General features: G+C 60.7%; 23 protein-coding genes and 1 pseudogene. 11 read left to right on the top strand and 13 right to left on the bottom strand.

Annotated elements, in window-relative coordinates; all coding sequences use genetic code 11:
- Positions 1 to 43: 43 nt before the first annotated feature.
- Positions 44 to 868, top strand: coding sequence for a tRNA 2-thiocytidine(32) synthetase TtcA (ttcA, locus tag BI292_RS02275; RefSeq protein ID WP_101206848.1), 825 nt, complete (start codon positions 44 to 46; stop codon positions 866 to 868).
- Between the two features lie 184 nt (positions 869 to 1052).
- Positions 1053 to 1727: a DNA-3-methyladenine glycosylase I gene (locus tag BI292_RS02270; RefSeq protein ID WP_101206847.1), complete on the top strand. Its 675-nt coding sequence runs from the start codon at positions 1053 to 1055 to the stop codon at positions 1725 to 1727.
- 100 nt (positions 1728 to 1827) lie between these two features.
- Here BI292_RS02270 and BI292_RS02265 read toward each other — a convergent pair whose 3' ends face one another.
- The 3 genes from BI292_RS02265 to arsC are packed head-to-tail and all read right to left on the bottom strand — an operon-like array spanning position 1828 to position 3201.
- Positions 1828 to 2253, bottom strand: coding sequence for a DUF2069 domain-containing protein (locus tag BI292_RS02265; protein WP_101206846.1), 426 nt, complete (start codon positions 2251 to 2253; stop codon positions 1828 to 1830).
- A 1-nt stretch (position 2254) separates the two neighbouring features.
- Positions 2255 to 2851: an NAD(P)H:quinone oxidoreductase gene (wrbA, locus tag BI292_RS02260; protein WP_092279134.1), complete on the bottom strand. Its 597-nt coding sequence runs from the start codon at positions 2849 to 2851 to the stop codon at positions 2255 to 2257.
- The gene (arsC, locus tag BI292_RS02255) at positions 2848 to 3201 is read right to left on the bottom strand and encodes an arsenate reductase (glutaredoxin) (protein ID WP_101206845.1); all 354 of its coding nucleotides are present in this window, start codon (positions 3199 to 3201) and stop codon (positions 2848 to 2850) included. Before arsC ends, wrbA begins: the two co-directional genes overlap by 4 nt.
- A 114-nt stretch (positions 3202 to 3315) precedes the next feature.
- Here arsC and BI292_RS02250 point away from each other — a divergent pair, with 114 nt between their 5' ends.
- Complete coding sequence (locus tag BI292_RS02250; protein ID WP_092279138.1) at positions 3316 to 3783, top strand: TlpA disulfide reductase family protein; 468 nt, start codon at positions 3316 to 3318, stop codon at positions 3781 to 3783.
- A gap of 643 nt (positions 3784 to 4426) precedes the next feature.
- Here BI292_RS02250 and BI292_RS02245 read toward each other — a convergent pair.
- The 4 genes from BI292_RS02245 to BI292_RS02230 all read right to left on the bottom strand — a co-directional run bounded on the left by BI292_RS02245 (position 4427) and on the right by BI292_RS02230 (position 9359).
- Positions 4427 to 4831, bottom strand: coding sequence for an META domain-containing protein (locus BI292_RS02245; RefSeq protein WP_092279140.1), 405 nt, complete (start codon positions 4829 to 4831; stop codon positions 4427 to 4429).
- A complete protein-coding gene (locus tag BI292_RS02240) occupies positions 4831 to 5265 on the bottom strand; it encodes a hypothetical protein (protein ID WP_092279142.1) in 435 nt (144 codons plus the stop codon). Before BI292_RS02240 ends, BI292_RS02245 begins: the two co-directional genes overlap by 1 nt.
- A 77-nt stretch (positions 5266 to 5342) precedes the next feature.
- Complete coding sequence (locus tag BI292_RS02235; protein WP_101206844.1) at positions 5343 to 6332, bottom strand: 2-hydroxyacid dehydrogenase; 990 nt, start codon at positions 6330 to 6332, stop codon at positions 5343 to 5345.
- A gap of 276 nt (positions 6333 to 6608) precedes the next feature.
- Positions 6609 to 9359, bottom strand: coding sequence for a response regulator (locus BI292_RS02230; protein ID WP_092279146.1), 2751 nt, complete (start codon positions 9357 to 9359; stop codon positions 6609 to 6611).
- A gap of 214 nt (positions 9360 to 9573) precedes the next feature.
- Here BI292_RS02230 and BI292_RS02225 point away from each other — a divergent pair, with 214 nt between their 5' ends.
- The 8 genes and pseudogenes from BI292_RS02225 (at position 9574) to BI292_RS02190 (ending at position 18311) form a co-directional block, all read left to right on the top strand.
- A complete protein-coding gene (locus tag BI292_RS02225) occupies positions 9574 to 10296 on the top strand; it encodes a response regulator transcription factor (protein WP_101206843.1) in 723 nt (240 codons plus the stop codon).
- Complete coding sequence (locus BI292_RS02220) at positions 10283 to 11707, top strand: sensor histidine kinase (RefSeq protein WP_101206842.1); 1425 nt, start codon at positions 10283 to 10285, stop codon at positions 11705 to 11707. The genes BI292_RS02225 and BI292_RS02220 overlap by 14 nt, the downstream gene beginning before the upstream one ends.
- Positions 11708 to 11789: 82 nt before the next feature.
- Positions 11790 to 12035: pseudogene (locus tag BI292_RS02215) on the top strand (PDDEXK nuclease domain-containing protein); the annotation flags it as partial.
- Positions 12036 to 12156: 121 nt separating this feature from the next.
- Complete coding sequence (gene cysM / locus BI292_RS02210; protein ID WP_092279152.1) at positions 12157 to 13059, top strand: cysteine synthase CysM; 903 nt, start codon at positions 12157 to 12159, stop codon at positions 13057 to 13059.
- Positions 13059 to 14411: a 23S rRNA (uracil(1939)-C(5))-methyltransferase RlmD gene (gene rlmD / locus BI292_RS02205; RefSeq protein WP_101206841.1), complete on the top strand. Its 1353-nt coding sequence runs from the start codon at positions 13059 to 13061 to the stop codon at positions 14409 to 14411. The genes cysM and rlmD overlap by 1 nt, the downstream gene beginning before the upstream one ends.
- Positions 14412 to 14534: 123 nt before the next feature.
- A complete protein-coding gene (gene relA, locus BI292_RS02200; protein ID WP_092279156.1) occupies positions 14535 to 16778 on the top strand; it encodes a GTP diphosphokinase in 2244 nt (747 codons plus the stop codon).
- A gap of 128 nt (positions 16779 to 16906) precedes the next feature.
- Positions 16907 to 17740 carry a nucleoside triphosphate pyrophosphohydrolase gene (gene mazG, locus BI292_RS02195; protein ID WP_101206840.1) on the top strand — a complete coding sequence of 278 codons (834 nt, stop codon included), beginning with the start codon at positions 16907 to 16909 and terminating at the stop codon, positions 17738 to 17740.
- Positions 17741 to 17768: 28 nt separating this feature from the next.
- A complete protein-coding gene (locus BI292_RS02190; RefSeq protein ID WP_092279160.1) occupies positions 17769 to 18311 on the top strand; it encodes a DUF2058 domain-containing protein in 543 nt (180 codons plus the stop codon).
- A 103-nt stretch (positions 18312 to 18414) separates the two neighbouring features.
- On the opposite strand, the gene BI292_RS02185 is transcribed toward BI292_RS02190, so the two are convergent.
- The 6 genes from BI292_RS02185 to BI292_RS02160 all read right to left on the bottom strand — a co-directional run bounded on the left by BI292_RS02185 (position 18415) and on the right by BI292_RS02160 (position 25986).
- On the bottom strand, positions 18415 to 18603 hold the full coding sequence (locus BI292_RS02185; RefSeq protein WP_092279162.1) for a hypothetical protein: 189 nt from the start codon (positions 18601 to 18603) through the stop codon (positions 18415 to 18417).
- 432 nt (positions 18604 to 19035) lie between these two features.
- Positions 19036 to 20256, bottom strand: a complete 1221-nt coding sequence (fabB, locus tag BI292_RS02180) for a beta-ketoacyl-ACP synthase I (RefSeq protein ID WP_092279164.1) — start codon at positions 20254 to 20256, stop codon at positions 19036 to 19038.
- 11 nt (positions 20257 to 20267) lie between these two features.
- On the bottom strand, positions 20268 to 20783 hold the full coding sequence (gene fabA / locus BI292_RS02175) for a 3-hydroxyacyl-[acyl-carrier-protein] dehydratase FabA (protein ID WP_042560484.1): 516 nt from the start codon (positions 20781 to 20783) through the stop codon (positions 20268 to 20270).
- A 248-nt stretch (positions 20784 to 21031) separates the two neighbouring features.
- A complete protein-coding gene (locus BI292_RS02170) occupies positions 21032 to 22936 on the bottom strand; it encodes an ATP-binding protein (RefSeq protein WP_101206839.1) in 1905 nt (634 codons plus the stop codon).
- Positions 22933 to 23862: an ABC transporter substrate-binding protein gene (locus BI292_RS02165; RefSeq protein WP_101206838.1), complete on the bottom strand. Its 930-nt coding sequence runs from the start codon at positions 23860 to 23862 to the stop codon at positions 22933 to 22935. Before BI292_RS02165 ends, BI292_RS02170 begins: the two co-directional genes overlap by 4 nt.
- On the bottom strand, positions 23863 to 25986 hold the full coding sequence (locus BI292_RS02160; protein WP_101206837.1) for a TonB-dependent siderophore receptor: 2124 nt from the start codon (positions 25984 to 25986) through the stop codon (positions 23863 to 23865). It lies immediately after the preceding gene.
- Between the last annotated feature and the right edge of the window lie 117 nt (positions 25987 to 26103).

Here is a 26103-nt window from a genome sequence, read left to right as displayed (position 1 = left end):
GCGTAAAATGCGGGCCTTTCGTCACACCTCACGGATGCGTTGCATGGGCACTCTCACGGTCAACCAGAACAAATTGCAAAAGCGCCTTCGCCGCCAGGCCGGTGAGGCTGTTGCCGATTTCAACATGATTGAAGACGGCGACAAGGTCATGGTCTGCCTGTCCGGTGGCAAAGACAGTTACACCATGCTCGACGTGCTGATGCACTTTCAGAAGGTCGCGCCGATCAAGTTCGACATCGTCGCCGTGAACATGGACCAGAAGCAGCCGGGTTTCCCCGAGCACGTGCTGCCGGCCTACCTGAAATCGCTGGGCGTCGAGTATCACATCGTCGAAAAAGACACCTATTCGGTGGTCAAGGAATTGATCCCGGAAGGCAAAACCACGTGTTCGCTGTGTTCACGCCTGCGTCGCGGCACGCTGTACACCTTCGCCGACGAAATCGGCGCAACCAAAATGGCCCTCGGTCACCATCGCGACGACATCGTCGAAACGTTTTTCCTCAACATGTTTTTCAACGGTTCGCTCAAAGCCATGCCGCCGAAACTGCGCGCCGACGATGGCCGCAACGTGGTGATCCGGCCACTGGCTTACTGCAACGAAAAAGACATCCAGGCCTACTCGGACTTCAAGCAATTCCCGATCATCCCGTGCAACCTCTGCGGCTCGCAGGAGAACCTGCAACGCCAGGTGGTCAAGGACATGTTGCAAGAATGGGAACGCAAGACCCCGGGCCGCGTCGAAAGCATATTCCGCAGTTTGCAGAATGTGCAGCCGTCGCAATTGGCGGACCGCAACCTGTTCGACTTCGGCAGTTTGAAGATCGACGAAAGCGCCGCGTCGCGCTTCGTCAACGTCGTCAACCTCTGAACAACATTGTTCGGGAGCGGGCCCTGTGGCGAGGGGGCTTGCCCCCGTTGGGCTGCGAAGCGGCCGCAAAATCGCCGCGTTGTCGGAGATTTTGTGAGTGCTACGCACTCAAACGGGGGCAAGCCCCCTCGCCACAGCTCGCACGCTCCCACAGTTTTTATCTTTTCAATCCTCAGGAGAGGGCATGCGCGATTACAAGTGGCTACACGAGTACTGTCTGAACCGTTTTGGTTCAGCGGCTGAACTGGAAGCCCATCTGCCGGTACCCAAGACCCCGGCACAATTGCGCAAGATCAGCGACGACCGTTACCTCTCGACCATGGCGCTGCGCGTTTTCCGTGCCGGGCTCAAGCACAGTCTGGTGGACGCCAAGTGGCCATCTTTCGAAGAAGTGTTTTTCAGGTTCGACCCGGAAAAAGTCGTGCTGATGAGCGCCGAACACCTCGAACGCCTGATGCAGGACGCGCGGATCATCCGCCACTTGGGCAAGCTCAAAAGCGTGCCGCGCAATGCGCAGTTCATTCTCGATGTGACGCACGAGAAGGGCAGCTTCGGCGAACTGATCGCCGAGTGGCCGGTGACCGATATCGTCGGTTTGTGGAGCTTTCTGAAAAAGCGCGGCCATCAACTCGGCGGGCTGTCGGCGCCGCGGTTTTTGCGCATGGTCGGCAAGGACACGTTTGTGCCGAGCTACGACGTGGTCGCGGGACTGAATGCGCAGAAGATCGTCGACAAAGTGCCGACCAGCCAGCGTGATCTGGCGTTGGTGCAAGACGTGTTCAACCAGTGGCATGAACAGAGCGGCGGGCGGCCGATGAGCCAGATATCGATGATGCTGGCGTATACGGTCAACCATTAAGACCGAGTTGCCTGCATCGCGAGCAAGCTCGCTCCCACATTGGATCTGTGTCGTTCACAAATCCCCTGTAGGAGCGAGGCTTGCCCGCGAAGGCGTCAGATCAGCCAACCGAGATTTCGCCCTCGCCAGCGAGCTTGCGATTCAACTGAAACCGCCACCGCACATACAGCAACGCCGAACAAAACACTGCCAGGCTCGCGCCCATTTCCAGCAGGCCGAACAACTGCCGGTTCGGGTCATACGCGGCCAATGCGCCTTTGATGAAATACAGATTCACCACAAAACACATCCACGAATGCCCACGCGCGCTGCCGACGATCATCCCCGGCGCCAGCAACAGCAGCGGCACCAGCTCGATCAGCAGAATCACCCACGGTCGCGCGCCGTGCAGGTCGGCGAACAGCAAGTAATAACCGCAGAGCAAACCCAACAGGGCAAAAAAGCACAGCAGGCTGATCACGCGCATCGCCCGCACGCGCGGTTCGAGCCATTCGATCGACGGCAGAATTTTCGGCTTCCTGGCCATTTCAGCCCTCCAGTTTCTGGGCGGTTTTGGCCAGGCGCAGGCCCAGAGCCCGGCACAGCGAAACTTCATGTTCGTTCAAACCGAGTTTGCCGTCAGCGCCGGCGTGGTGGCTGGCGCCGTAGGGCGTGCCGCCGCCACGGGTTTCCAGCAACGCCGATTCGCTGTAGGGCAGGCCGGTGATCAGCATGCCGTGGTGCAACAACGGCAACATCATCGACAGCAGGGTGGTTTCCTGGCCGCCGTGCAGGCTCGCGGTGGAGGTGAACACGCCGGCCGGTTTGCCGACGAGGGCGCCGGTCAGCCACAGGTTGCTGGTGCCGTCGAGAAAGTATTTCAGCGGCGCCGCCATGTTGCCGAAACGCGTCGGGCTGCCGAGGGCGAGGCCGGCGCAGTTTTTCAAATCATCGAGGCTGGCGTACAACGCGCCTGCGTCGGGGATGTCCGGCGATACTGCTTCGCACTCGGTGGAAATCGCCGGCACCGTGCGCAGGCGCGCTTCCATGCCCGACTGCTCGACGCCACGGGCAATCTGCCGGGCCATTTCATTGGTCGAGCCGCTGCGGCTGTAATACAAAACCAGAATGTACGGCGCGCTCACGGCAGCAACTCCAGGACATTCTCCGGCGGACGGCCGATGACGGCTTTGTCGCCCACTTCGAGAATCGGGCGCTCCATGAGTTTCGGGTGCGCGGCGATGGCGGCAATCAATTGCGCCTCGGTCAGCGTCGCGTCGGCCAGGTTGAGGGTTTTGTATTCGTCCTCACCGGTGCGCAGCAGTTCGCGTGCGGTGATGCCGAGCTTGTTCAGCAAGCCCTGCAATTGCGCGGCGTCCAGCGGGGTTTCGAGGTAGCGAACCACGTTCGGGGTCAGGCCACGGGCTTCGAGCAGTTGCAGCGCACCGCGGGATTTCGAGCAGCGCGGGTTGTGATAAAGCGTCAGATCGGTCATGTGCGGGTCGCATCTTGCGTAATGTGGCGGCTATTCTAACTGTGCAGCGCGCAATCCAGAACCTCGGGAGGCGATGGGTCGCAGGCGCATTCAATTTTGAACAAGGAAAACCACATGACAAGGCGATTGGCAGCGGCATTGGCGATCATCGGCGCGTTGATGCTGGGGGGCTGTGGTAACGACTACGGGATTGACCAGGACGGGCAGAAAGTCGCGTCCGGGCGACTCGATAAACAATGGCTGGTGGTCAATTACTGGGCCGAATGGTGCGGACCGTGTCGTACCGAGATCCCGGAATTGAACACTTTGGCTGAAGAATTGAAGAGCAAGAAGATCGGCGTGTTCGGGGTCAACTTCGACAATGTGCAGGGCGAAGAGCTGAAGAGCGCCAGCGACAAACTCGGGATCAAGTTCACGGTGCTGGCGCAGGACCCGGCGGAGGTTTTCGATTTGCCCCGCAGCGAAGCGCTGCCGGTGACGTACATCATCGACAACCAGGGCAAAGTGCGTGAACAGCTGATGGGCGAGCAGACAGCGGCGGGGGTGATGGCAAAACTTGAAGAGTTGAAAGCGACGAACTGAGCAGGACTGAAATGGGTGTTGATCGTTGGATCCAGCCCCTCACCCCAGCCCTCTCCCCACAGGGGAGAGGGGGAAAGGGAGCAGACCGCATGCTTTTCAAATCCTGAGTTCGGCTCGGTTTTCAGGGACTTGAAGAGTTGAAAGCGACGAACTGAGCAGGACTGAAATGGGTGTTGATCGTTGGATCCAGCCCCTCACCCCAGCCCTCTCCCCACAGGGGAGAGGGGGAAAGGGAGCAGACCGCATGCTTTTCAACTCCTGAGTTCGGCTCGGTTTTCAGGGACTTGAAGAGTTGAAAGCGACGAACTGAGCAGGACTGAAATGGGTGTTGATCGTTGGATCCAGCCCCTCACCCCAGCCCTCTCCCCACAGGGGAGAGGGGGAAAGGGAGCAGACCGCATGCTTTTCAACTCCTGAGTTCGACTCGGTTTTCCAGGTCGATGTAGCTCCAAGAGCAACTCGGTCAGTCCCCTCGCCCCACAGGGGAAAGGGAGCAGACCGCATGCTTTTCAAATCCCGAGTTCGACTTGGTTTTCCAGGTCGATGTAGCTCCAAGAGCAACTCGGTCAGTCCCCTCTACCCTCTGGGGAGAGGGTTAGGGTGAGGGGTGGATCTGGCTGACGGAACACACTCGAACAGCCAATCAACCCTCTTCAAGCCACCAGCGCAGCGGCTTGCCTTCGGCGGGCCAGAAGCGCATCTGGTCGATCGGCGAGATGTCCCAGCGTTGCACGTTTTCCAGCGCTTGCAGGAAGCGTTTTTCCTGCTCCATCAGCGCTGGCGCGCAGAGTTTGCGGGTGCTGCCGATTTTGCCGAAACTCAGCTTGTCGCCGTCCTGCGTGTACGGTGCGAACCAATGGTTGCAGCCGCCGTTACCGTAGGCGCGACCGTCGTCGCCCAAGGTAATGGTCAAGTGGCTGTAATCCATCAATGGCCGTTCGCCGATCCATTCCAGAATGTAGCTGCGGTTGTGTTGCAATTGAACCGGTTCGGCGGCGCAGCCCATCAGGCTGGCGCCGACCATCGCCGCCAGAGCCAAACGTTTCATCACGCGGGCTCCTGGCATTTCGGACACAGGTGTTTGTCGCCAACGGTGGACCAGCCCAACTCGGCAATCCGCGCGGTGGCGGCAGGCTTTTCGGCTTTGTTGCCGAGCTTGGCGTCGACCGCGAACTCGAAGCTCAGTTCTTTGGCGCAGCTGTCGCAGTTGACCTTCCACGTATGGATCGCCAGTTCGCCGAACACCGGACCACTGGCCACCGCGACCCATTGGCCGGGCGGGTTGATCAAGTGGCGAACGGTTTCGACGGTCAGGCGCATGGACAAGTCCTTGGCACCTTTGAGAGTGACGACCAGCACGTCATTGTTGCGAATCGAGCCGCCATTGCCGGTGACTTGATAACGCCCCGGCACCAGGGCGCGGCATTCGGTCAGGGTGTGCTGCGGGTTCATCAGGTTGTAGCGGAAATCGTGTTCGACCATGGGTCCTCCAAATATGCGCGGTATGCTAGCACGGGCATCGGCGCAGCATGGCGCGGGCGTGTGACCTTCGATCAGGTTCAGCCCTCGACCAGATTCTGCGGCGTCCCGGCCGCCCACGCCGCGATGTTGTGCAAGGTCGTCGCGGCAATCGCGCCCAGCGCTTCGCGCGTGAGAAAGGCCTGATGCGCGGTGATGATCACGTTGGGAAACGTCAGCAAGCGCGCCAGCACATCGTCTTGCAGCGGCAGGTCCGAGCGATCCTCGAAAAACAGCTGCGCCTCTTCTTCATACACGTCGAGCCCCAGATAACCCAGCTGACCGTCCTTTAATGCGTCGATCAGCGCCGGTGTATCCACCAATCCGCCGCGCCCGGTATTGATCAGCATCGCCCCCGGTTGCAGGTGCGCCAGCGACTCGCGGTTGATCAGGTGTTTGCTTTGCGCGTTGAGCGGGCAATGCAGGCTGATGATCTGCGACTCGGCCAGCAGCTCGGGCAGGCTCAGGTAACGTGCGCCGAGGGCTTCGACTTGCGGATTGGGGAAGGGGTCATAGGCCAGCAATTGGCAGCCAAAACCGTTCATGATTTTTGCGAACGTCGCGCCGATCTGCCCGGTGCCGACCACGCCGACAGTCTTGCCGAAAAGGTCAAAACCGGTCAGTCCATGCAGGCTGAAATCGCCTTCGCGGGTGCGATTGTAGGCGCGGTGCAAACGTCGATTGAGCGCGAGGATCAGCGCCACCGCATGTTCGGCCACCGCGTGCGGCGAATAGGCCGGAACCCGCACAATCGCCAGCCCCAGACGTTGCGCCGCCAGCAGATCGACATGGTTGTAACCCGCCGAGCGCAGGGCGATCAGGCGCGTGCCGCCGGCCGCCAAGTGTTCAAGCACTGGCGCGCTGAGGTCATCATTGATGAACGCGCACACCACTTCGTGATGTTCGGCCAGCGCCACCGTATCGACGCTCAGGCGCGCCGGTTGAAACTGCAACGCGATACCGGCGGGCAAGTCGGCAGCGAGAAAGCTCTCGCGATCGTAAGTCTGGCTGCTGAAAAGAATAGTGCGCATGTCGTCCTCCTGGAAAAAACCACTGTAGCGGCCCCGCCGCCCTGTAGCCCTGTAGCCCTGTAGCAGCTGCCGAGCCTGCGAGGCTGCGTTCGGCGGCGCAGCCGTCGTCAATCCGGTGAATGCGGTTTACCTGATACACCGAGGCGGCTGATTTTACGACTGCTGCGCAGCCGAACGCAGCCTCGCAGGCTCGGCAGCTGCTACAAAAAACCGATCGCAGCGTTTTGCGGATTTCAGGATCCTAGCGTTTTGCGGATTTTGGCGTGTTGCCCTGGATCACGCGCTGATGCGTGCTTGCATGGCCAGCCGGTTGATCGAGCGCTCCAGTTCTTCGAGGGCTGCCGCCGCTTTCGGGTCCTGTTGCTTGAGCAACGTCTCGCTGCGCTGACACGCAGCCCGCAGCTGCGGAACGCCGCAATAGCGCGTCGCGCCGTGCAGGCGATGCACGCGTTCGATCAACGCATTCTGGTCGTTCGCCTCGCGGGCCACGCGAATCGCTTCGCGATCAGCTTCCAGCGAGGCCAGCAGCATCGCCAGCATGTCCGCCGCCAGATCAGCCTTGCCCGCAGCCAGACGCAAACCTTCTTCGTGATCGAGCACCAGCAATTCGCTGCCGCCATGGCTGTCGCTGGAGCGCTCCGGCCCCTGATTGCGCAGGGCCAGCCCGGTCCATTTCAACACCACTTGCGCCAGTTGCCGCTCGCTGATCGGTTTGGTCAGGTAGTCGTCCATGCCGCTTTGCAGCAGTGCGCGTTTTTCGTTGGCCATCGCATGGGCGGTGAGGGCGACGATTGGCAGCGGCGTGCAATGCCGCTCACTTTCCCACTGGCGAATCGCTTCGGTGCTCTGGCGCCCGTCCATGCCAGGCATTTGCACGTCCATCAGCACCAGATCGAAGGTTTCGCTCTGCACCGCTTTCACTGCGGCGTAACCGCTCTCGACCGCGAGCACTTTCGCGCCCATGTCTTCGAGCAAGGTCTGCACCAGCAACAAATTCGCCGGGTTGTCGTCCACGCACAGCACTTTCGGCGCGCGGCTCGACACCGGTTCGCCGGGCTCGCTGCGCTGCTGGCGCGGGTTGACCAGATCGGCCAGCGCCCGACGCAACTTGCGCGTGCACGCCGGTTTCGCCTGCAACTGACTGTGCGGGTTGGGCACCGAGAGATGGAACAGCGTCTGCTCGGTGGTCGGGCACAGCACCAGCACTTTGCAGCCGAGGTGTTCGAGGTCCCAGATGTGCTGGTTGAGGCGCTCCGGCGGCATGTCGTTGCTGGTGATGCCGAGCACTGCCAGATCAATCGCCTGATCGGTTTGATGCGCGCCAGTGACGCCATTGGTCAAACTTTCCAGAGTATTGAACGGCGTGACTTCGAGGCCGCAATCTTCCAATTGATGCTGCAACGCCTGGCGCGCCAGTTCGTGATTTTCCAGCACCGCCACCCGCCGCCCGAGCAACGGTGGGCCGGGCAGATCTTCGGCATCGTCGCGGGTTTTTGGCAGGCTCAGGCTGATCCAGAACTCCGAGCCTTCGCCCGGCGTGCTGTCGACGCCGATTTCGCCGCCCATCTGTTCGATCAAACGCTTGGAAATTACCAACCCCAGCCCGGTGCCACCCGGCTGCCGCGAGAGTGAATTGTCAGCCTGACTGAACGCCTGGAACAACGCGCGCACGTCCTGATTCGACAGGCCAATGCCGGTGTCCTGAATGCTGATGCGCAACTGCACGCTGTCGTCGTGTTCTTCTTCGAGCATCGCGCGGGCGACGATCGTGCCTTCGCGGGTGAACTTGATCGCGTTGCTCACCAGGTTGGTCAGAATCTGCTTGAGCCGCAGCGGGTCGCCGATCAGCGACAGCGGCGTGTCGCGATACACCAGACTGACCAGTTCCAGCTGTTTAGCGTGGGCGGCGGGGGCGAGGATGGTCAGCGTGTCCTGCAGCAGATCGCGCAGGTTGAACGGAATATTGTCGAGCACCAGTTTGCCGGCCTCGATTTTCGAAAAGTCGAGAATCTCGTTGATGATCCCCAGCAGGCTGTCGGCGGATTTTTCGATAGTGCCCAGATAATCGAGCTGGCGCGGGGTCAGTTCACTTTTTTGCAGCAGATGAGTGAAGCCGAGAATGCCGTTCAGTGGCGTGCGGATTTCATGGCTCATGTTGGCGAGAAACTCGGACTTGATCCGGCTCGCTTCCAGTGCTTCCTTGCGTGCCAGGTCCAGCTCGATGTTCTGGATTTCGATGGTTTCCAGATTCTGCCGGACGTCTTCGGTGGCCTGATCGACGCTGTGTTGCAATTCTTCCTGCGCGTTTTGCAGGGTGCCGGCCATGCGGTTGATGCCGGACGCCAGTTCATCCAGTTCCTGGCTGCCGAGGGGCGGCAAGCGGGTTTCCAGATGACCGTCCTTGAGTTGCGCCACCGCCAGTTTGATCTGGCTGATCGGCCGGTTGATCGTGCGGCCCATGCGCAACGCCAGCAACGCCGCGCCGGCCAGCCCGGCGGCGATCAACAGCAGGCTGGCGAACAGGCTGCGGTAACCGCGCAGCAGCATGCCGTTGTGCGTGAGTTCGAGTTCGACCCAGCCGAGCAGGCGTTCCGACTCGTCGGGAATCAGCTCGCCGGCGAAATTACGGTGCTTGCCGAACACCGGCAGCAAGTAGCGGGTGGCGTCATTGCCGCTGCGCCGGAGCATGTGCGCACCGTTGCCGATCGGCGCGGCGTTGAGCATGGTCGGCCCGGCGTGGGCCAGCGGCGTGCGGTCGGGCGCGAGGAAAGTCACGGCGCGCACGTCGGTCTGTTCCAGCGACAGGGTGGCGATGCGCTCAAGCAATTCGGTGTTCTGGTGGCCCATGGCCGGGGCTACCAGCGGCGCCAGTTGCTCGGCGATCATCTCGCCACGCTGCATCAATTGGGTTTGCAGGTCCGATTGCTGCGTCCAAGTGAAATAGCCGCCCAGGACCAATGCCATCAGGCTGGTCGGCAGCAAGGTCAGCAACAGCACGCGGCCTTTAATTCCCAGTTTCTTGAGCACGCATTTCTCCTGCATCCCGCTATTTATTAGACCCGCGCGTGCATCCGGCACGCACCACTTGCGCAGTGTAGCGATTTGCTTGCGGGCAATCTTCGTAAATTGATGTCGTCATTCGTCGGTTGGATCGGCGCTTTCGCCCGCCCGGCAAACCTTGGGTTGCCCCTGACGAGGCAATCTTGAATAATCGCCAACTGAGAATTATTTGCAGATACTCATGAATCCCATCAATGCCGTTCTTCCTCGCATCCTCTCTATAGAAGACGACCTCGTGCTCGGCGCGTACGTCCACGAGCACTTGGGCCGTTGCGGCTTTCAGGTGACCTGGTGCCAGAACGGTCAGGAAGGCCTGGCGATAGCGCGCGGCCAGCCGTTTGATGTGGTGTTGATGGACATTCTGCTGCCGGGCCTCGATGGCTTGAATGTGCTGACGCAGTTTCGCCAGAGCCATTCAACGCCCGTGGTGCTGATGTCGGCATTGGGCGCCGAGGCCGATCGCATCAGCGGTTTTCGCCTCGGCGCCGACGATTACCTGCCCAAACCGTTCAGCATGGCCGAGCTGCGCGTGCGCATCGAAGCGATCCTGCGACGCGTGGCGCTCGACCGTCGGCCCGAGCCGCCAGCGCCGGTCAGTCCCGTGCACAGTTTGTTGTTCGACGACGATCAGTGCGAAGTCTTCTATCGCGAGCACGGCGCCGGCCTGACGCGCAGCGAATACCGGCTGCTGGAAACGCTGAATCGCAACAACGATGAAGTGCTGAGCAAAGCCTTCCTTTATCAGCACGTGCTGCAACGCGGTTATGCCGCGCACGACCGCAGCCTCGATATGCACATCAGCCAGATCCGGCGCAAACTCAAGGCGATCGGCTACACCGAGCGCGAAGTGCGTACCGTCTGGGGCAAAGGTTATGTGTTGAGCGCCATCGATGAAATGGTCTGACCTGCCGGGCCGGCACTCGCTGTTCTGGAAACTCGCCTGTCTGCTGGTGGCTTTTTGTCTGCTGATGATCTGGCTGAGCTGGTCCTGGGGCCGCTACATGGAGGAGCGCAACCAGTTTCTTGCCGATGACGCCCGAGGCACGTTGACCCGCTACGCCGCCGAGGCCGAAAAGGCGTGGCGTCAGGGCCAGCGGACCGGAGTCGATGCCTGGCTGCAAGGCATGCGCCAACGCGAAAAAGGCTGGGTCGGAGTGATTGGCGGCGACTTGCAATCGCTGAGCACGCAGCCGTTGACCGACAAGGACATCGAGCGCCTGACCTTCCTGCGCGGCCTCGATTGGCCGATCCACAAGAAAAACCTGCCGTGGCTGCGCGTGCCGTTTCCCGGCGACCCGCACGCGGGCAATCTGGTGATCGAGTTGCCGCAGCGTTTCATGCCGGGGCGTTATCAGGTGTTTTGGCGCGTCATTACCAACGGAGTGATTCCCGGGCTGTTTACGTTGCTGCTGTGCGTCGGTTTGTATCGGCTGCTGGTGGTGCCGCTCAACAGCCTGCGCGAGCAGGCCAACGCCTGGCGCGCCGACCAGTTGAACGTGCGCTTGTCGAGGCACACCACCAATCGTTCGGATGAGCTGGGCGAACTGGGGCGCGCCTTCGATCACATGGCCGAGCGCCTGCAAAGCACCGTGGCCCTGCAGCAACAATTACTGCGCGACCTGTCCCACGAACTGCGCACGCCGTTAAGCCGTCTGCGTGTCGCCAGCGAAAGCGAGCAGGGCGTGGCGCAACTGCGTGAACGCATCAGCCGCGAAGTCGATGGCATGCAGCGTCTGGTCGAAGATACCCTGCAACTGGCCTGGCTCGACACCGAACGCTCGCGCCTGCCCGACGAAGCGATCCAGATTCAAGCGCTGTGGGACATGCTCACGGAAAACGCTTGTTACGAAACAGCGTGGCCGGCGCGCCAGTTGCACTGCGCCGTCGACTCCACCTGCTGGGTGCGTGGCCATCTCAACACCTTGGCTCAGGCGCTGGAAAACATCCTGCGCAACGCCATTCGGCACTCGCCGAGCGACGGCGTGATCACCCTCGGCGCACAGCGCGATGGCGACTTTTGGCTGGTGTGGCTGGAAGATCAGGGCGGCGGCGTGGCTGAAGTCGACTTGGAACGCATCTTCTCACCCTTCATCCGCCTCGACGGCTCGCGGCCGGGCGACGGCGGTTTTGGCTTAGGGCTGAGCATCGCGAGGAATGCGGTGCAACGTCAGGGCGGATCGCTTTGGGCGGAGAACGCTGGGGCAGGGTTGCGCCTGAATATGCGCCTGGTGGCGGATGTGGGTGGCGTTGGCGAGGACGCTTTCGCGAGCAAGCTCGCTCCCACCGTGGATTTGCGTCGCCCACATATCGTGTAATAACGACGACCCCCTGTAGGAGTGAGCCTGCTCGCGATGAGGCCCTTCCATCTGATGAAAAAGTGTCAGCGGGATCAAGTAGAGGTGGTCAAGGCGTGAGCTTGAACGTCAATTCAAAGCTGCACTATTCGAACGCAGCATCACCCAACCGGTGAAAGTCTCAACGGCATTGAGACAAACTCATCCTTCGGCGCTGGAGATTTTTCGCGATGCGTACATAGCCGAATTTCTCGGCTTCCCCGGCGGTCATGCCGAGACCGACCTTCATCAAGGATTGCTCACACGTCTCAAGGAGTTCCTGATCGAGTTGGGGCGTGACTTCTGTTTTCGGGAAGGGCTGATCCAGCCCCTTATTCCCATAAGCCATAAGCACCGCACTTTGCGTGATATGGCCTGCCAACGTTTGCCGGTATGATAGGCGCCCCCGCAGTCTGGATTGCGAATACGCCATGACCTTGCAGTACCCAACCATCGCCGATTGCGTCGGCAACACTCCGCTGGTCCGCTTGCAGCGCCTGTCTGGCGCCACCAGCAATACCCTTTTGCTCAAGCTTGAGGGGAATAACCCGGCGGGTTCGGTCAAGGACCGGCCGGCGCTGTCGATGATTACCCGTGCCGAGTTGCGCGGGCAGATTCATCCTGGCGATACGCTGATTGAAGCGACGTCGGGTAACACCGGGATCGCGCTGGCCATGGCCGCCGCGATCAAGGGTTACAAGATGATCCTGATCATGCCGGACAACTCCAGCGCCGAACGCAAAGCCGCGATGACGGCGTATGGCGCCGAGCTGATTCTGGTGACCCAGGAAGAAGGCATGGAAGGCGCTCGCGACCTCGCCCAGCGGATGGAAGCCGAAGGCCGCGGCAAGGTCCTGGATCAGTTCGCCAACGGTGATAACCCCGAGGCGCACTACACCAGCACTGGCCCGGAAATCTGGCGTCAGACCCAAGGCTCGATCACCCATTTCGTCAGCTCGATGGGCACTACCGGGACGATCATGGGCGTGTCGCGCTACTTGAAAGAGCAAAATCCTGACGTGCAGATCGTCGGTCTGCAACCGATGGAAGGCTCGGCGATCCCGGGTATTCGTCGCTGGCCGCAGGAATACCTGCCGAAGATTTATCAGGCCGATCGTGTCGACCGCATCGTCGACATGGCGCAACGCGAGGCCGAGGACGTAACCCGTCGTCTGGCCCGCGAAGAAGGGATCTTCTGCGGCGTGTCCTCGGGCGGCGCCGTGGCAGGGATGTTGCGCCTGTCGAAGGAAGTGGAAAACGCGGTGATCGTTGCGATCATCTGCGACCGTGGCGACCGTTACTTGTCGACCGGCATTTTCGACGCGCCCAACTGATGGCCAAGCAAGAGAGAGGCCTGCGCTTCCAACCCACGGGCGGCAGCAAGGCACCACAAATCCCGACCGGCAAAAAGCAGCGCTTGAGCATCGAGCGCCTGGCCAATGACGGTCGCGGCATCGCGTTTTTCGAAGGTCGTACCTGGTTCGTCATCGGCGCGCTGGCCGGTGAGGAGGTCGAGGCGCGCGTGCTCAATGCCCACGGCAAAGTGGTCGAGGCGCGCACCGAGCGGGTATTCCAGGCCAGCGAACTGCGGCGCCCGGCACCGTGCCCGCACGCCGGTCGTTGCGGCGGTTGCAGCGTGCAACATCTGCCGCACAGCGAGCAGCTTGCCCTGAAACAGCGCATGCTCGCCGAGCAATTGTCCAAGGTTGCCGGAGTCGAACCGCAAGAGTGGGCGGCGCCGCTGAGCGGCCCGGAATTCGCCTACCGTCGTCGCGCCCGCGTGGCGGTGCGCTGGGACATGAAGGCGAAAAAGCTCGAAGTCGGGTTCCGTGCTGCCGGCAGTCAGGACATCGTCGCCATCAGCGAATGTCCGGTGCTGGTACAGCCCTTGCAACCGATCATGACGCGCTTGCCGGAAATGCTTCGACGCCTGAGCAAACCTCAAGCGCTGGGGCACGTGGAATTGTTCAGCGGTTCTTCGTTGGCGGTGTTGTTGCGGCATATGTCGCCGTTGTCCGAGGCCGATCTGACGATTCTCAAGGATTTCTGCGCGTTTCATGAAGCGCAATTGTGGCTGCATGGCGATGGCGAGCCGTACCCGGTGGAGGCTGACCAGACGTTGGGTTATCGGCTGCAGCAGTGGGATTTGGACCTCGCGTATCGGCCCGGGGATTTTATCCAGGTCAACGCCGGGGTCAACGAAGCCATGGTCGCGCAGGCGCTGGAATGGCTGAAGCCGGCGGCGGATGAGCGGGTGCTGGATCTGTTCTGCGGTCTCGGCAATTTTGCCTTGCCGCTGGCCAAAGTCGTCCGCGAAGTAGTCGCGGTCGAAGGTGTGCAGACCATGGTCGAGCGCGCCGCTGCCAACGCTGCCAGTAACAATTTGCATAACACCAAATTTTTTCAGGCCGATTTATCCCAGCCTTTGGCCGATGCCGAATGGGCGCGCGAAGGCTTTTCTGCGGTACTCTTGGACCCACCGCGCGACGGTGCTTTCGAGGTGGTGCGCAAGCTCGCATCCCTGGGCGCCAAACGGTTGGTGTACGTGTCGTGCAACCCGGCAACGCTGGCGCGCGACACGGTCGAATTGGTCAAGCAGGGCTACCGGTTAAAACGTGCCGGGATTCTCGATATGTTTCCTCAGACGGCACATGTCGAGGCCATGGCGTTATTTGAAGCGAGCTAGGACGGCTCGTCTGGTCCGACTGGCCGCCCGTGCAGCCGCCGCGCAACCGCCCGGCGCGGGCGCACGGGCAGTGAAGGTCAGCGATTTGACGCATTGAACTGCGTCGTAGGGAAGGTAAGCAAGATGGTACAGGTGAGAGCACACCAGCCGATCAACACCGACGGCAGTATCAATCTCGAGGCTTGGCTCGATCATGCGGTCAGTGTCGATCTGGCACTGGATCGCGAAGCCTTGAAGGAAGCGTGCGAGTTCGCTCGCATGTCCGAACAACAGGCCAATGCGGCAAAAAACCTGTGGTCCGAGGGGACCTCAAGTTTTCGCACCGGCCTTGAGATCGCCGAGATTCTCGCCGACCTTAAACTCGATCAGGATTCGTTGGTGGCGGCGGTGCTGTACCGCGGCGTGCGTGAAGGCCAGATCGAACTGCCGGCAGTCAGCCAGCGTTTCGGCCCGGTGGTCGCCAAGCTGATTGACGGCGTGTTGCGCATGGCGGCCATCAGCGCCAGCCTGAGCCCGCGTCAATCGCTGGTGCTGGGCACCCAGGGCCAAGTTGAAAACCTGCGCAAAATGCTCGTGGCGATGGTCGATGACGTGCGCGTCGCGCTGATCAAACTGGCTGAACGTACCTGCGCGATCCGTGCGGTGAAAACCGCCGACGACGAAAAGCGCAATCGCGTTGCCCGCGAAGTCTTCGACATCTATGCACCGCTGGCCCATCGTCTCGGCATCGGCCACATCAAGTGGGAACTGGAGGATTTGTCCTTCCGTTACCTCGAGCCCGACCAATACAAACAGATTGCCAAGTTGCTGCACGAGCGGCGGCTGGATCGCGAGCGCTTCATCGGCGACGTGATGAACCAGCTGCGCAACGAATTGACCGCCACCGGCGTCGATGCCGACATCAGTGGCCGGGCCAAACACATTTATTCGATCTGGCGCAAAATGCAGCGCAAAGGTCTGGAATTCAGCCAGATCTACGACGTGCGGGCCGTGCGCGTGCTGGTCCCGGAAATGCGCGACTGCTACACCGCGCTCGGCATCGTTCACACCTTGTGGCGGCACATCCCGAAAGAATTCGACGACTACATCGCCAACCCGAAAGAGAACGGCTACCGCTCGCTGCACACGGCGGTCATCGGCCCGGAAGGCAAGGTACTGGAAGTGCAAATCCGCACGCATTCCATGCACGAAGAAGCCGAACTCGGGGTTTGCGCGCACTGGCGCTATAAAGGCACCGACGTCAAATCCGGCTCCAACCATTACGAAGAGAAGATTTCCTGGCTGCGTCAGGTCCTCGAGTGGCACGAAGAGCTGGGTGATATCGGCGGTCTGGCCGATCAATTGCGCGTCGATATCGAACCGGATCGGGTGTACATCTTTACCCCAGACGGCCACGCCATCGACTTGCCGAAAGGCTCGACACCGCTGGACTTCGCCTACCGCGTGCACACCGAAATCGGTCACAACTGCCGCGGCGCCAAGATCAACGGGCGCATTGTGCCGCTCAACTACAGCCTGCAAACCGGTGAGCAGGTCGAGATCATCACCAGCAAACACGGGACGCCGAGTCGCGACTGGCTGAACTCGAACCTTGGTTACGTCACTACCTCGCGAGCGCGGGCGAAGATCGTTCACTGGTTCAAATTGCAGGCCCGTGACCAGAACGTCGCGGCCGGTAAAACCTTGCTCGAGCGCGAACTGACGCGTCTCGGTTTGCCCGCGGTGGATTTCGACAAGCTGGCCGAAAAAGCCAACATGAAAACCGCCGAGGACATGTTCGCCGCCCTCGGTGCCGGCGATTTGCGCCTGGCGCAACTGGTGAATCTGGCGCAACAACTGGTCGAGCCGGAGCGCGGCAACGAACAGCTGGAGCTGATCCCGCGCAAAGCCACCGGTTACAAACCGGGCAAGCGTGGCGACATCCAGATTCAAGGCGTCGGCAACCTGATGACGCAAATGGCCGGCTGCTGCCAGCCGTTGCCGGGCGACGCGATTGTCGGTTACATCACCCAGGGCCGGGGCGTGAGCATTCACCGCCAGGATTGCGCCTCGGTGCTGCAACTCGGCGGGCGCGAGCCGGAGCGGATCATCCAGGTCAGCTGGGGCCCGGTGCCGGTGCTCACCTATCCGGTGGACATCATCATCCGCGCCTACGACCGTTCCGGCCTGCTGCGTGACGTTTCGCAAGTGCTGCTCAACGAGCGGATCAACGTGCTCGCGGTCAACACCCGCTCGAACAAAGAGGACAACACTGCGTTGATGTCCCTGACCATCGAGATTCCGGGGTTGGACGCATTGGGCCGATTGCTCGGGCGGATTTCGCAGTTGCCGAACATCATCGAAACCCGGCGTAACCGCACACCGTGAAGCGGTCCCTTGTAGGAGCGAGGCTTGCCCGCGAAGGCGTCATACCTGACACACCGCCTTCGCGGGCAAGCCTCGCTCCTACAGGTTTCCGGTTGCCCAATACACCGCGTTGCCGCAGAGATTGATTGATGTATTCACTTGAAGATTTACTGCACCTGATGAACCGCCTGCGCGACCCGCAGTTCGGCTGCCCGTGGGACATCAGGCAAACTTACACGAGCATCGTCCCGCACACCCTGGAAGAAGCCTACGAAGTTGCCGACGCCATCGAGCGTGGCGACTTCGATCACTTGCAGGGCGAGTTGGGCGATTTGTTGTTTCAGGTGGTTTATTACAGCCAGCTGGCCCGGGAAGAAGGGCGCTTCGAATTCGCCGGCGTGGTCGACAGCATTACCAGCAAGCTGATTCGCCGGCATCCTCACGTGTTCCCTACTGGCGATCTGTATGCGCCGCTGGACGTACCACGCCTGAACGAAGAACAGGTCAAACAGCGCTGGGAACAGATCAAGGCTGAGGAGCGCGCCGAGAAATCGTCGGCGCCGGAGCAACTGTCCTTGCTCGATGACGTGCCCGCCGCGCTGCCAGCCTTGTCCCGTTCGGCCAAATTGCAGAAGCGCGCCGGGCAGGTCGGTTTCGACTGGCCGGACGCCTTGCCGGTGCTGGACAAGGTCCGCGAAGAGCTCGATGAAGTGCTCGAAGCGATGGCCGACAACGACTCGGCAGCGATTGCCGATGAAGTCGGGGACTTGCTGTTTTCAGTGGTCAATCTGGCGCGGCACCTCAAGGTCGATCCGGAAACCGCACTGCGCGGCGCCAATGGCAAATTCGAAAGACGCTTCCGTTTTATCGAACAGGCATTGCGCGACACCCACCGTCCCATAGAAGATTGCACCCTCGAAGAGTTGGACGCCTTGTGGGGCGAAGCCAAACGTCAGGAAAAGAATTTGCCCAGCTGCGGTTGAGCAGTTGCCTAAGTGAGAAATAAGCACCATGAGCATTTCCCTTCGCGACCAGTTGCTCAAAGCAGGGCTGGTCAACCAAAAGCAGGCCAAACAGGTCGGCAAAGACAAGCAGAAACAGCAACGCCTGGCCCACAAGGGGCAGATTGAACTCGATGATTCGCAGCAGCGCGCGGCTCAGGAAGCGAAGGCCGAGAAGGTCAAGCGCGATCAGGAGCTGAACCGTCAGCAACAGGAGAAGGTCGAGGCCAAGGCCCGCGCCGCTCAGGTCAAGCAACTGATCGAGGCGTCGCGCCTGCCGAAGCTGACCACCGAGGATTACTACAACTTCGTTGACGACAAGAAGGTCAAGCGCCTGTGCGTCAACACGCTGATGCGCAACAAGCTCAGCAACGGTTCGCTGGCGATCGTGCATCACGCTGGCGGCTACGAAGTGATTCCGCGTGAGGCGGCGCTGAAGATCCAGGAGCGTGATCCGCAGCGCATCGTGCAGATGAACGTCAAGACTGAAGAAGTCGCGGCTGAGGACGATCCGTACGCGGCTTACCAGATTCCTGATGATCTGATGTGGTAAGCCTTTCTGTGTCGAGTCGATAAAAGGCCCGCGACAACGACGAACCCCGCCAATGGCGGGGTTCGTCGTTTTCAATGCTGTGATTGCCAAATGCTTCGCGGTGTCAGGCAGAACGTAACTCGCGTTGTTGTTCCAGGGTTTCCAGTTCGGCCTTGTAGTTGTGCGCGTCGGTCTCGGAATGAAACATCCCGACCAGCAAGTCTTGTTGATGCACGTCCCAGATCCGCACACCGGCGGCCACACCTTCGTGGGACATGTGTGAATCGTCGCGTTCAGTTACTTTTACAGTCATCTGCTAGCTCCAATTTCAGTTATCTGCAGCAAAGCGTGTGCAGGCCTCTGTTATATGTTTGGTTAGCTCCCTAAGTAAACGCTTTCGTTTCGCAATGAATAATTGCGAAAACTGCAAATGAGCTGCAGCCCGCTGAAACCGCGACATTCGGTCGCAGGCTCTTGAGTTTCATGACAAATGTTTCATGTTGGCCCGAGTAAATGCACGACTTGTAGCAGCTGGCGAAGCCTGCGTTCGGCGACGAAGTCGTCGCAAATTCGGAATATACGATTTACCTGACACACCGCGGTGCCTGATTTCACGACGACTACGTCGCCGAACGCAGGCTTCGCCAGCTGCTACAGGAGGGCGGCGGGGCCGCCATTTTCCAGGCATAAAAAAACGCCCCGAACCAGTCGGGGCGTTTTTATCTGAAGCGAGCGGCGGCGAGTATTACTTGCCGGCCCAGCGCTTCAACACCAGCGTGGCGTTAGTACCGCCGAAGCCGAAGCTGTTGCTCATCACGGTGTTGATGGTGGCGTCTTCGCGCGTCTTGGTCAGGATCGGCATGTCTGCCACTTCCGGGTCCAGTTCGTCGATGTTGGCGGAGCCCGCCATGAAGTTGCCTTCCATCATCAGCATGCAGTAGATCGCTTCGTGAACGCCGGCGGCGCCCAGGGAGTGACCCGACAGGCTCTTGGTCGAGCTGATGGCCGGAGCGTTCGCGCCGAACACTTCACGCACACCTTTCATTTCCGCGACGTCGCCGACCGGAGTCGAAGTGCCGTGGGTGTTCAGGTAGTCGATCGGGGTATCCACGGTGGACATCGCCATCTGCATGCAGCGGATTGCGCCTTCGCCGCTTGGGGCGACCATGTCGTAGCCGTCGGACGTTGCGCCGTAGCCAACGATTTCCGCGTAGATCTTCGCGCCGCGGGCCAGAGCGTGTTCCAACTCTTCAACCACGACCATGCCGCCACCGCCGGCAATGACAAAACCGTCACGGTCAGCGTCGTAGGCACGGGAGGCTTGTTCCGGGGTGTCGTTACGCTTGCTGGACAGAGCGCCCATGGCGTCGAACAGGAACGATTGGCTCCAATGCTCTTCTTCACCGCCGCCGGCGAACACGATGTCCTGTTTGCCCATCTGGATCTGTTCCATGGCGGTACCGATGCAGTGAGCACTGGTGGCGCAGGCAGAAGCGATGGAGTAGTTCAGGCCCTTGATCTTGAACGGCGTTGCCAGGCAAGCGGAAACGGTGCTGCTCATGGTCCGCGTGACACGGTATGGGCCGACGCGCTTCACGCCTTTCTCACGCAGGATGTCCAACGCTTCCATCTGGTTCAGCGTGGAGGCGCCACCGGAACCGGCGATCAGGCCGGTGCGCGGGTTGGAGACTTGCTCATCGGTCAGACCGGAGTCAGTGATGGCGTCTTTCATGGCCAGGTAGGCGTAAGCCGCCGCGTGGCCGACGAAGCGATAAATCTTGCGATCGATCAACTCTTCGAGGGGCAGGTCAATGGAGCCGGAAACCTGGCTACGCAGACCCATTTCGGCATATTCCGGGTTGAACCGGATGCCCGGGCGACTTGCACGCAGGTTAGCGGAGACGGTCTCTTTGTCATTGCCCAGGCACGAAACGATGCCCAGACCAGTGATAACGACGCGGCGCATGCGGATAACCCTTAGAAGTTTTCAGTGGAGGTAAACACGCCGACCCGGAGGCCTTCGGCGGTGTAGATTTCGCGGCCATCGACACTGACCGAACCGTCGGCGATTGCGAGGTTCAGCTTGCCTTTGAGGACGCGCTTGATCTGAATGTTATACGTAACTTTCTTGGCGGTCGGCAGGACCTGACCAAAGAACTTCACTTCGCCCGAACCGAGGGCGCGACCGCGGCCCGGCAGACCTTGCCAGCCGAGGAAGAAACCGACCAGTTGCCACATGGCGTCGAGGCCCAGGCAGCCCGGCATCACCGGATCACCTTCGAAGTGACAGGCGAAAAACCACAGGTCTGGAGTGATATCCAGCTCGGCGACCAATTCACCTTTGCCGTACTTGCCACCTTCTTCGCTGATATGGGTGATGCGATCCACCATCAGCATGTTCGGCGCGGGCAGTTGCGCGTTACCTGGGCCGAACAGCTCACCGCGACTGCAGCGCAGCAGGTCTTCCCGAGTAAAGGCGTTTTGTTTGGTCATGCGAGCTCCTCAATAGTCCCGTGCGGCAGGGTGGGGCAAATCTTCCCGGCCGATCGAAGCGTTCATGCCTCGAGTCGACAGCCTACTCATAGACTATTGCGTTGTGGTGAAAGTCACAGCGCCAAGGACATGAATGTACACTTGTGCACTGAAATTATTATTCAAGCCCCTTTTCGGGCCTGTTCGGGTGCCTAAGACTGCCGCACTTTCGCCTTTCACGCCAGTCGCAGATAGCCGAAAGGACAGCACTACTGCACCCAACGCTGCAGAATTTGCTGCAGATCAGTGCGTTTGAACGGCTTCGCCAGGTAATCGTTCATACCCGCCGCCAAACAAGTTTCGCGGTCACCCTGCAAGGCGTTGGCGGTGAGCGCGATGATCGGCACGTCGAGGCAGCCGGGTAACTGGCGAATCTGCCGGGTTGCTTCGTAGCCGTCGATAATCGGCAGTCGGCAGTCCATCAGGATCGCTTCGAAAATCAGGCTCTCGGCACTGCGTACCGCTTGCTCGCCGTCAGTGGCGACGCTGACGGTGAAACCGAGACTGCGCAACATCGCTTCAATAACCGTCTGGTTGACCGGATTGTCCTCCACCAGCAGCACATTGCGGCCCTCGCCATGACCATTGCCCGACGGTGCGCGCGGGCTCGGCAACGGCGGCAATGCCTGCTTATAAAGAGCCAGCGGTATTTCCAGGGTAAACACCGAACCGCGACCTTCCTCGCTTTGCGCGCGCAACGTGCCGCCCATGCGTTCGGCCAGCGTGCGGGCAATCGGCAAGCCCAGCCCGGTGCCGCCGTAACGTCTGGAAATCGAACTGTCGGCCTGCTGGAAAGCGTTGAACATCAACTCCAGGCTCGCCGCCGGAATACCGATGCCGCTGTCGCGCACGGTGCAGGTGAACCACAGCAATTCGTGATCCAGCGATTGCCATTGCGCTTCAATGGACACGCGGCCGTGCTCGGTAAACTTCAGCGCGTTGCCGACCAGGTTGACCAGAATCTGCCGGATCCGCGTCGGATCGCCCTGTACCTGCAAGGCGCGCAGGTCTGCGGGGATGGTCAGGTCCAATTCCAGTTTGCGTTGCGCCGCGCTGTGCTGGAACGCCTGCGCGCAACTGCCGATCAGGTCCGCGAGGTTGAACGGGATGTGCTCCAGTTCCAGCTCCGAGCGCTCGATGCGCGAGAAGTCGAGAATGTCGTTGATCACCTTCAGCAAGTGCTCGGTCGACTCCGAGGCCAGCGCCGCGTATTCGACTTGCTCCTCGGTCATGTCGGTGGTTTCGAGCAACTGCAACATGCCCAGCACGCCGTTCATGGGCGTGCGCAATTCGTGGCTCATCATCGCCAGGAAGTCGGATTTGGCGTTGTTGGCTTTCTCCGCTTCTTCACGCGTCTGGATCAACTGCGACATGGCTTGCTGCTGTTCGCGGCTGGCCTGTTCGAGGCCGTCGGCGAGGTTGTTGATGTGTTGCGACAAGGCGCCCAACTCAGTGTCATCGACGATTGGCAGCGGCGTGCTGTAGTCGCCTTGCTGGATGGCCTTGACCGCGTTGCCGATGTCGCGGATCGGTTGCGACAGACTGCCGGCCAAGCGTCGCGCCAGCAGGAAAGTGAAGAGCAAGGCGAACAACGCCAGAATCGCTGCTTTGAACAGAATCTCTTGCTGGCGCTGGCTGAAGGCGTCATTGGACAGACCGACGATCACCCGGCCCAGGTAGTCCTCGCTCGGCGCACTGACCGAGGTGCGGGTGTTCTCGAAGAAGTCGTTGTTCAGCGCAATCCGTTGCAGGCGCACCGGTGCCTGGAACACCTCGACCTGCTGCGAACGGTTGTGCGATTCCGACGGTTGCTCGACATACACCAGAATCCGGTCGGCGCTGTCCTGCACTTCGAGAAAGCGCACATTGGGCGTGGCCAGCGTGGCTTTGAGCAGGCTTTCGAGCACATCGTTGTTGCCGGAAATCACCCCGTATTCGGTGGCCGGCGCCAGTTGGTTGGCGATCAGTTGCCCGGTGTGATTAAGCTCCTGGCGCAGGTCTTGAATGCGCACAAACGTGAAGAAACTGATCAGCAGCAAGGTCAGCAACAGGGCAGGGCCGAGGCTGATGATCTGGGTGCGGGTGTTGATGTCCCAACGGCGTCGGAAGGTCATGGGTGGCGTTCTCCTTCGGCCAACTGTGTTGCGACAGACGCTTCATTCATCTGTTCAATACCTAATGAACGAGCCACTTGCGCATTGCTTAACACTTTGAAGTGCCGTGGGTAGAGCGTGCGTGGCCAACTGGCGGTCGGGCGGTCGAGCAAATCGTCGAGAATCGCCAGCCAGTCATTCTGGTCGCTGTAAGTGCTGGCAAGGCTGCCGGCCTTGACGAAAGCGGCGTTGGGCCCGATCAGCGCCATTTGCCGCGCGTAGCTGCTGAGCAGCAGGTTTTTCGCGGTTTTCGGGTTGTACAAATCGGGGTCGTCGAGGCCGAGCAATACGTCGCTGTTTTTCAGCAGGTCCTGCAAAGGGCGGCTGTCGCTGGTGTCGTCCCAGCGCTCGGCGACGATCTCCAGGCCCAGTGGCAGGGCGGCGTGGCGCAGTTCTTTGAGGAGAAATTCGCTGTGGCGGTCATACAAAACGCCGACGCGGCGCGCTTGCGGCAGGATCATCCGGGTCAGGCGCAATTGCCGCTCCAGCGGCGGATCGCTCCATAACAGACTCAAGTGACTGGGCTGCAGATTGTTCAAGCGTTGCCGCGCTTGCAGGCGGCTGATGCGCAGCACCAGCGTGGCCGGGCCCTGACTTTCCTGTAGACGCCAGTCGAGGCTCGGCGGGTCGAGCAGAATCAAGCGTGTGCCGCTGGGCAAGTTGCCCGGCGCCGGCAGGCTGTCCAGTGCTTGAAAACGCACGTTGTCGCTGGGGCGCAACGTTCTCAGGGCCTGGACGAAAGATTGCACGCCGGGGCTGTCCTCAGCGCCGGTCAGCAGAATTTCCACGGCACTCGCCGACAGACTGGCAAACAAACCACTGACGACCACGCACAGCACGCCGAGCAGTTGGCCAAAGGTTGGCGTCTTCCGTGACTGAACCCGCATTTAGAACGCCAGCTCCGCGCTGAAATAAAGCACTCGGCGCTGGTCGTAATGGTTGTCGGCGAAGGTAGTCGGCTGATTGTCGAGGCGCTGTTGCAGCACGCCGGCCAGCTCCAGATTGGCCTTGCCCAGACCGATACGTTTGGCCAGGCGCGCGTCGACCCGTTCGAAACGGTAGCCGTTCAGCGCGTCGTCACCATAGTAGAAGAGCGCGCTGTTCCAGCCGTGGCCCCAATCGCGCAACCAACCTGCCGAACCGCTGTTGCGCGCGGTTTGCTGCTGGTCCAGCGGGTTGCTCGCCTTGGCATCGACGTAGGCGTAAGTCAGGCGCACGCGATCGGCACTGCCGAGGCGCCAGTCGAGTTGCGTTTCGGCGCCGGAGAATTGCGAGGTGTTGGCGTTGCTGGCGATGTATTGGTTGTTGCGCAACGGCTCGCTGATCATCCCGGTGATTTCGTCGTAGAACAGCTTCACATCGATTGCCAGCCCGAGCTCGGCGAAGAAGCCGTTGTAGCCCAGTTCCCGCGAGCGCATGCGTTCCTTGTCGAGGTCGCCGGGGCCGCGGGTCTTGACGAAATAACGAGCGCTGGACTGGCCGTAGGCGCTGGGGCGCAGGTTGGTCACCTGATAGCTCCAGTTCACGTTGTTTTCGAACATGTTCGGCGAGCGGATTGCTTCCGAATACACCGCGCGCACGCCGTGGCGCGGGTTGATCAGGTAGTTCACCGCGACGCGCGGGGTCAGCGAACTGCCGGTCAATTGCGTGTCTTCAAACATCGCGCCGCCCTGCAGCAGCCAGTGTTCGCTGGCGCGCCACTCGAGTTGGCCGAACGTGCGCCACGTGGTGTCGTCGAGCGTGCCATTGAAGTAGGTCTCGGAATCTGCCCGGTCGTAACGATAGTTCATGCCGCTGACCAGTCGCAGACTATCGGACAGGCTCAAGGTGTCCTGCAATTCGAGGTCGTAGCGCGACTCGCGGGTGCTCTGGTCGATGTCGCCGCAGAGGGTTCGGCGGGCGCCGTTTTTCCATTGGTCGAGCACTTGATTGGCCAGCGCCTGCTCGGTGGCGGTGCCGGCCGGTGCGCCGGGGCCGGTGAACATCAACATGTTGCGCGCGAGACGCTCGGTGTAGTTCGGGTTGATCTGCCACAGCTCGCTCAGTTGCGGGCTGAACGACACCTCGGCATCACAGGCGCGCCAAGTCTGCTGGCGGTCCCAATGTTGCGCCGAGCCCTGAACGTACAGGCTGTGATCAGGATTGATGTCGAGGTTCCAGCGCAGCGAGCCGGCGTAATCCTTGGCAATCACGTCGGAATTGTTACCCGCAGCGGTAATCCCCGAGAACACTGGCCGGTAGGTATAAGGCCGCTGGTTGGCGCCGTCCTTGGCATTCAACTGCACGTCGATGCTCTGGTTGTCGTTGAGCGCCTGGCTGACTGCAAGGTTGAAGCGGTCGAGGCGTCGACTGTCGCGGTAGTCGGCGCCATTGCGGTCGGTGTCAAAGCCGTCGTCCTGCTGGCCGGAAAGCGACAGGCGCAAATCGCCGCCGTCCCAGCCGGTGCCTTGGCTGGCGTAGAAATCATTGATGCCGCGCTGGCCTCGGGTGATTTTCAGGCGTGTGCCGTGGCTGTCCGCCGGGTTGCGCGTGATGATGTTGACCACCGCCATCAGCGCATTGGCGCCGTAGCTGACGGTGTTCGGGCCGCGAAACACTTCGATGCGCTCGATGTCTTCCATGGCCACCGGAATATCGCTCCAGTCCACCGTCGCCAGGCCCGCGCGGTACACCGAGCGGCCATCGATCAACACCTGCATGCGCCGTGCTTCGCTGGCGTTGGTGCCGTGGTAATTCACCGCCGGCTGATTGCCGTTGATGTTGCCGACCATCATCCCCGGCACCAGCCGCAGCAACTCGCTGATGTCGCGGGCACCGCTGGCGTCGATCAGTTGGCTGTCGATCACCGTCATGCTTCCCGGCACGGCCGCTGGCGACTGCTTGAGCCGCGTTGCGGTGAGCACTTGCGGCAGCGCTTCGCTGTCGAGAAACAGGTCGTCGGCGAGCAAAACCGGGCTGAAGATCAGCGCCAGCAGCAATGACGAGCGAGGTGCAGGAGGACCGAAAAACACGACAAAGCCTTGGTAGCGATTAAGTGGCGCGCATGTTAACCGAGGTCGTCGAGTTTTCCAGTCACGATCTGGGCATTTTCCTCGGTTTTATTGGTCTTCTTCCTACAACTGCCGGTA

Source organism: Pseudomonas sp. 43NM1 (assembly GCF_002836905.1).
In the GTDB taxonomy this organism is placed as follows: domain Bacteria; phylum Pseudomonadota; class Gammaproteobacteria; order Pseudomonadales; family Pseudomonadaceae; genus Aquipseudomonas; species Aquipseudomonas prosekii.
This window is presented reverse-complemented; position numbering and strand designations above follow the sequence as displayed.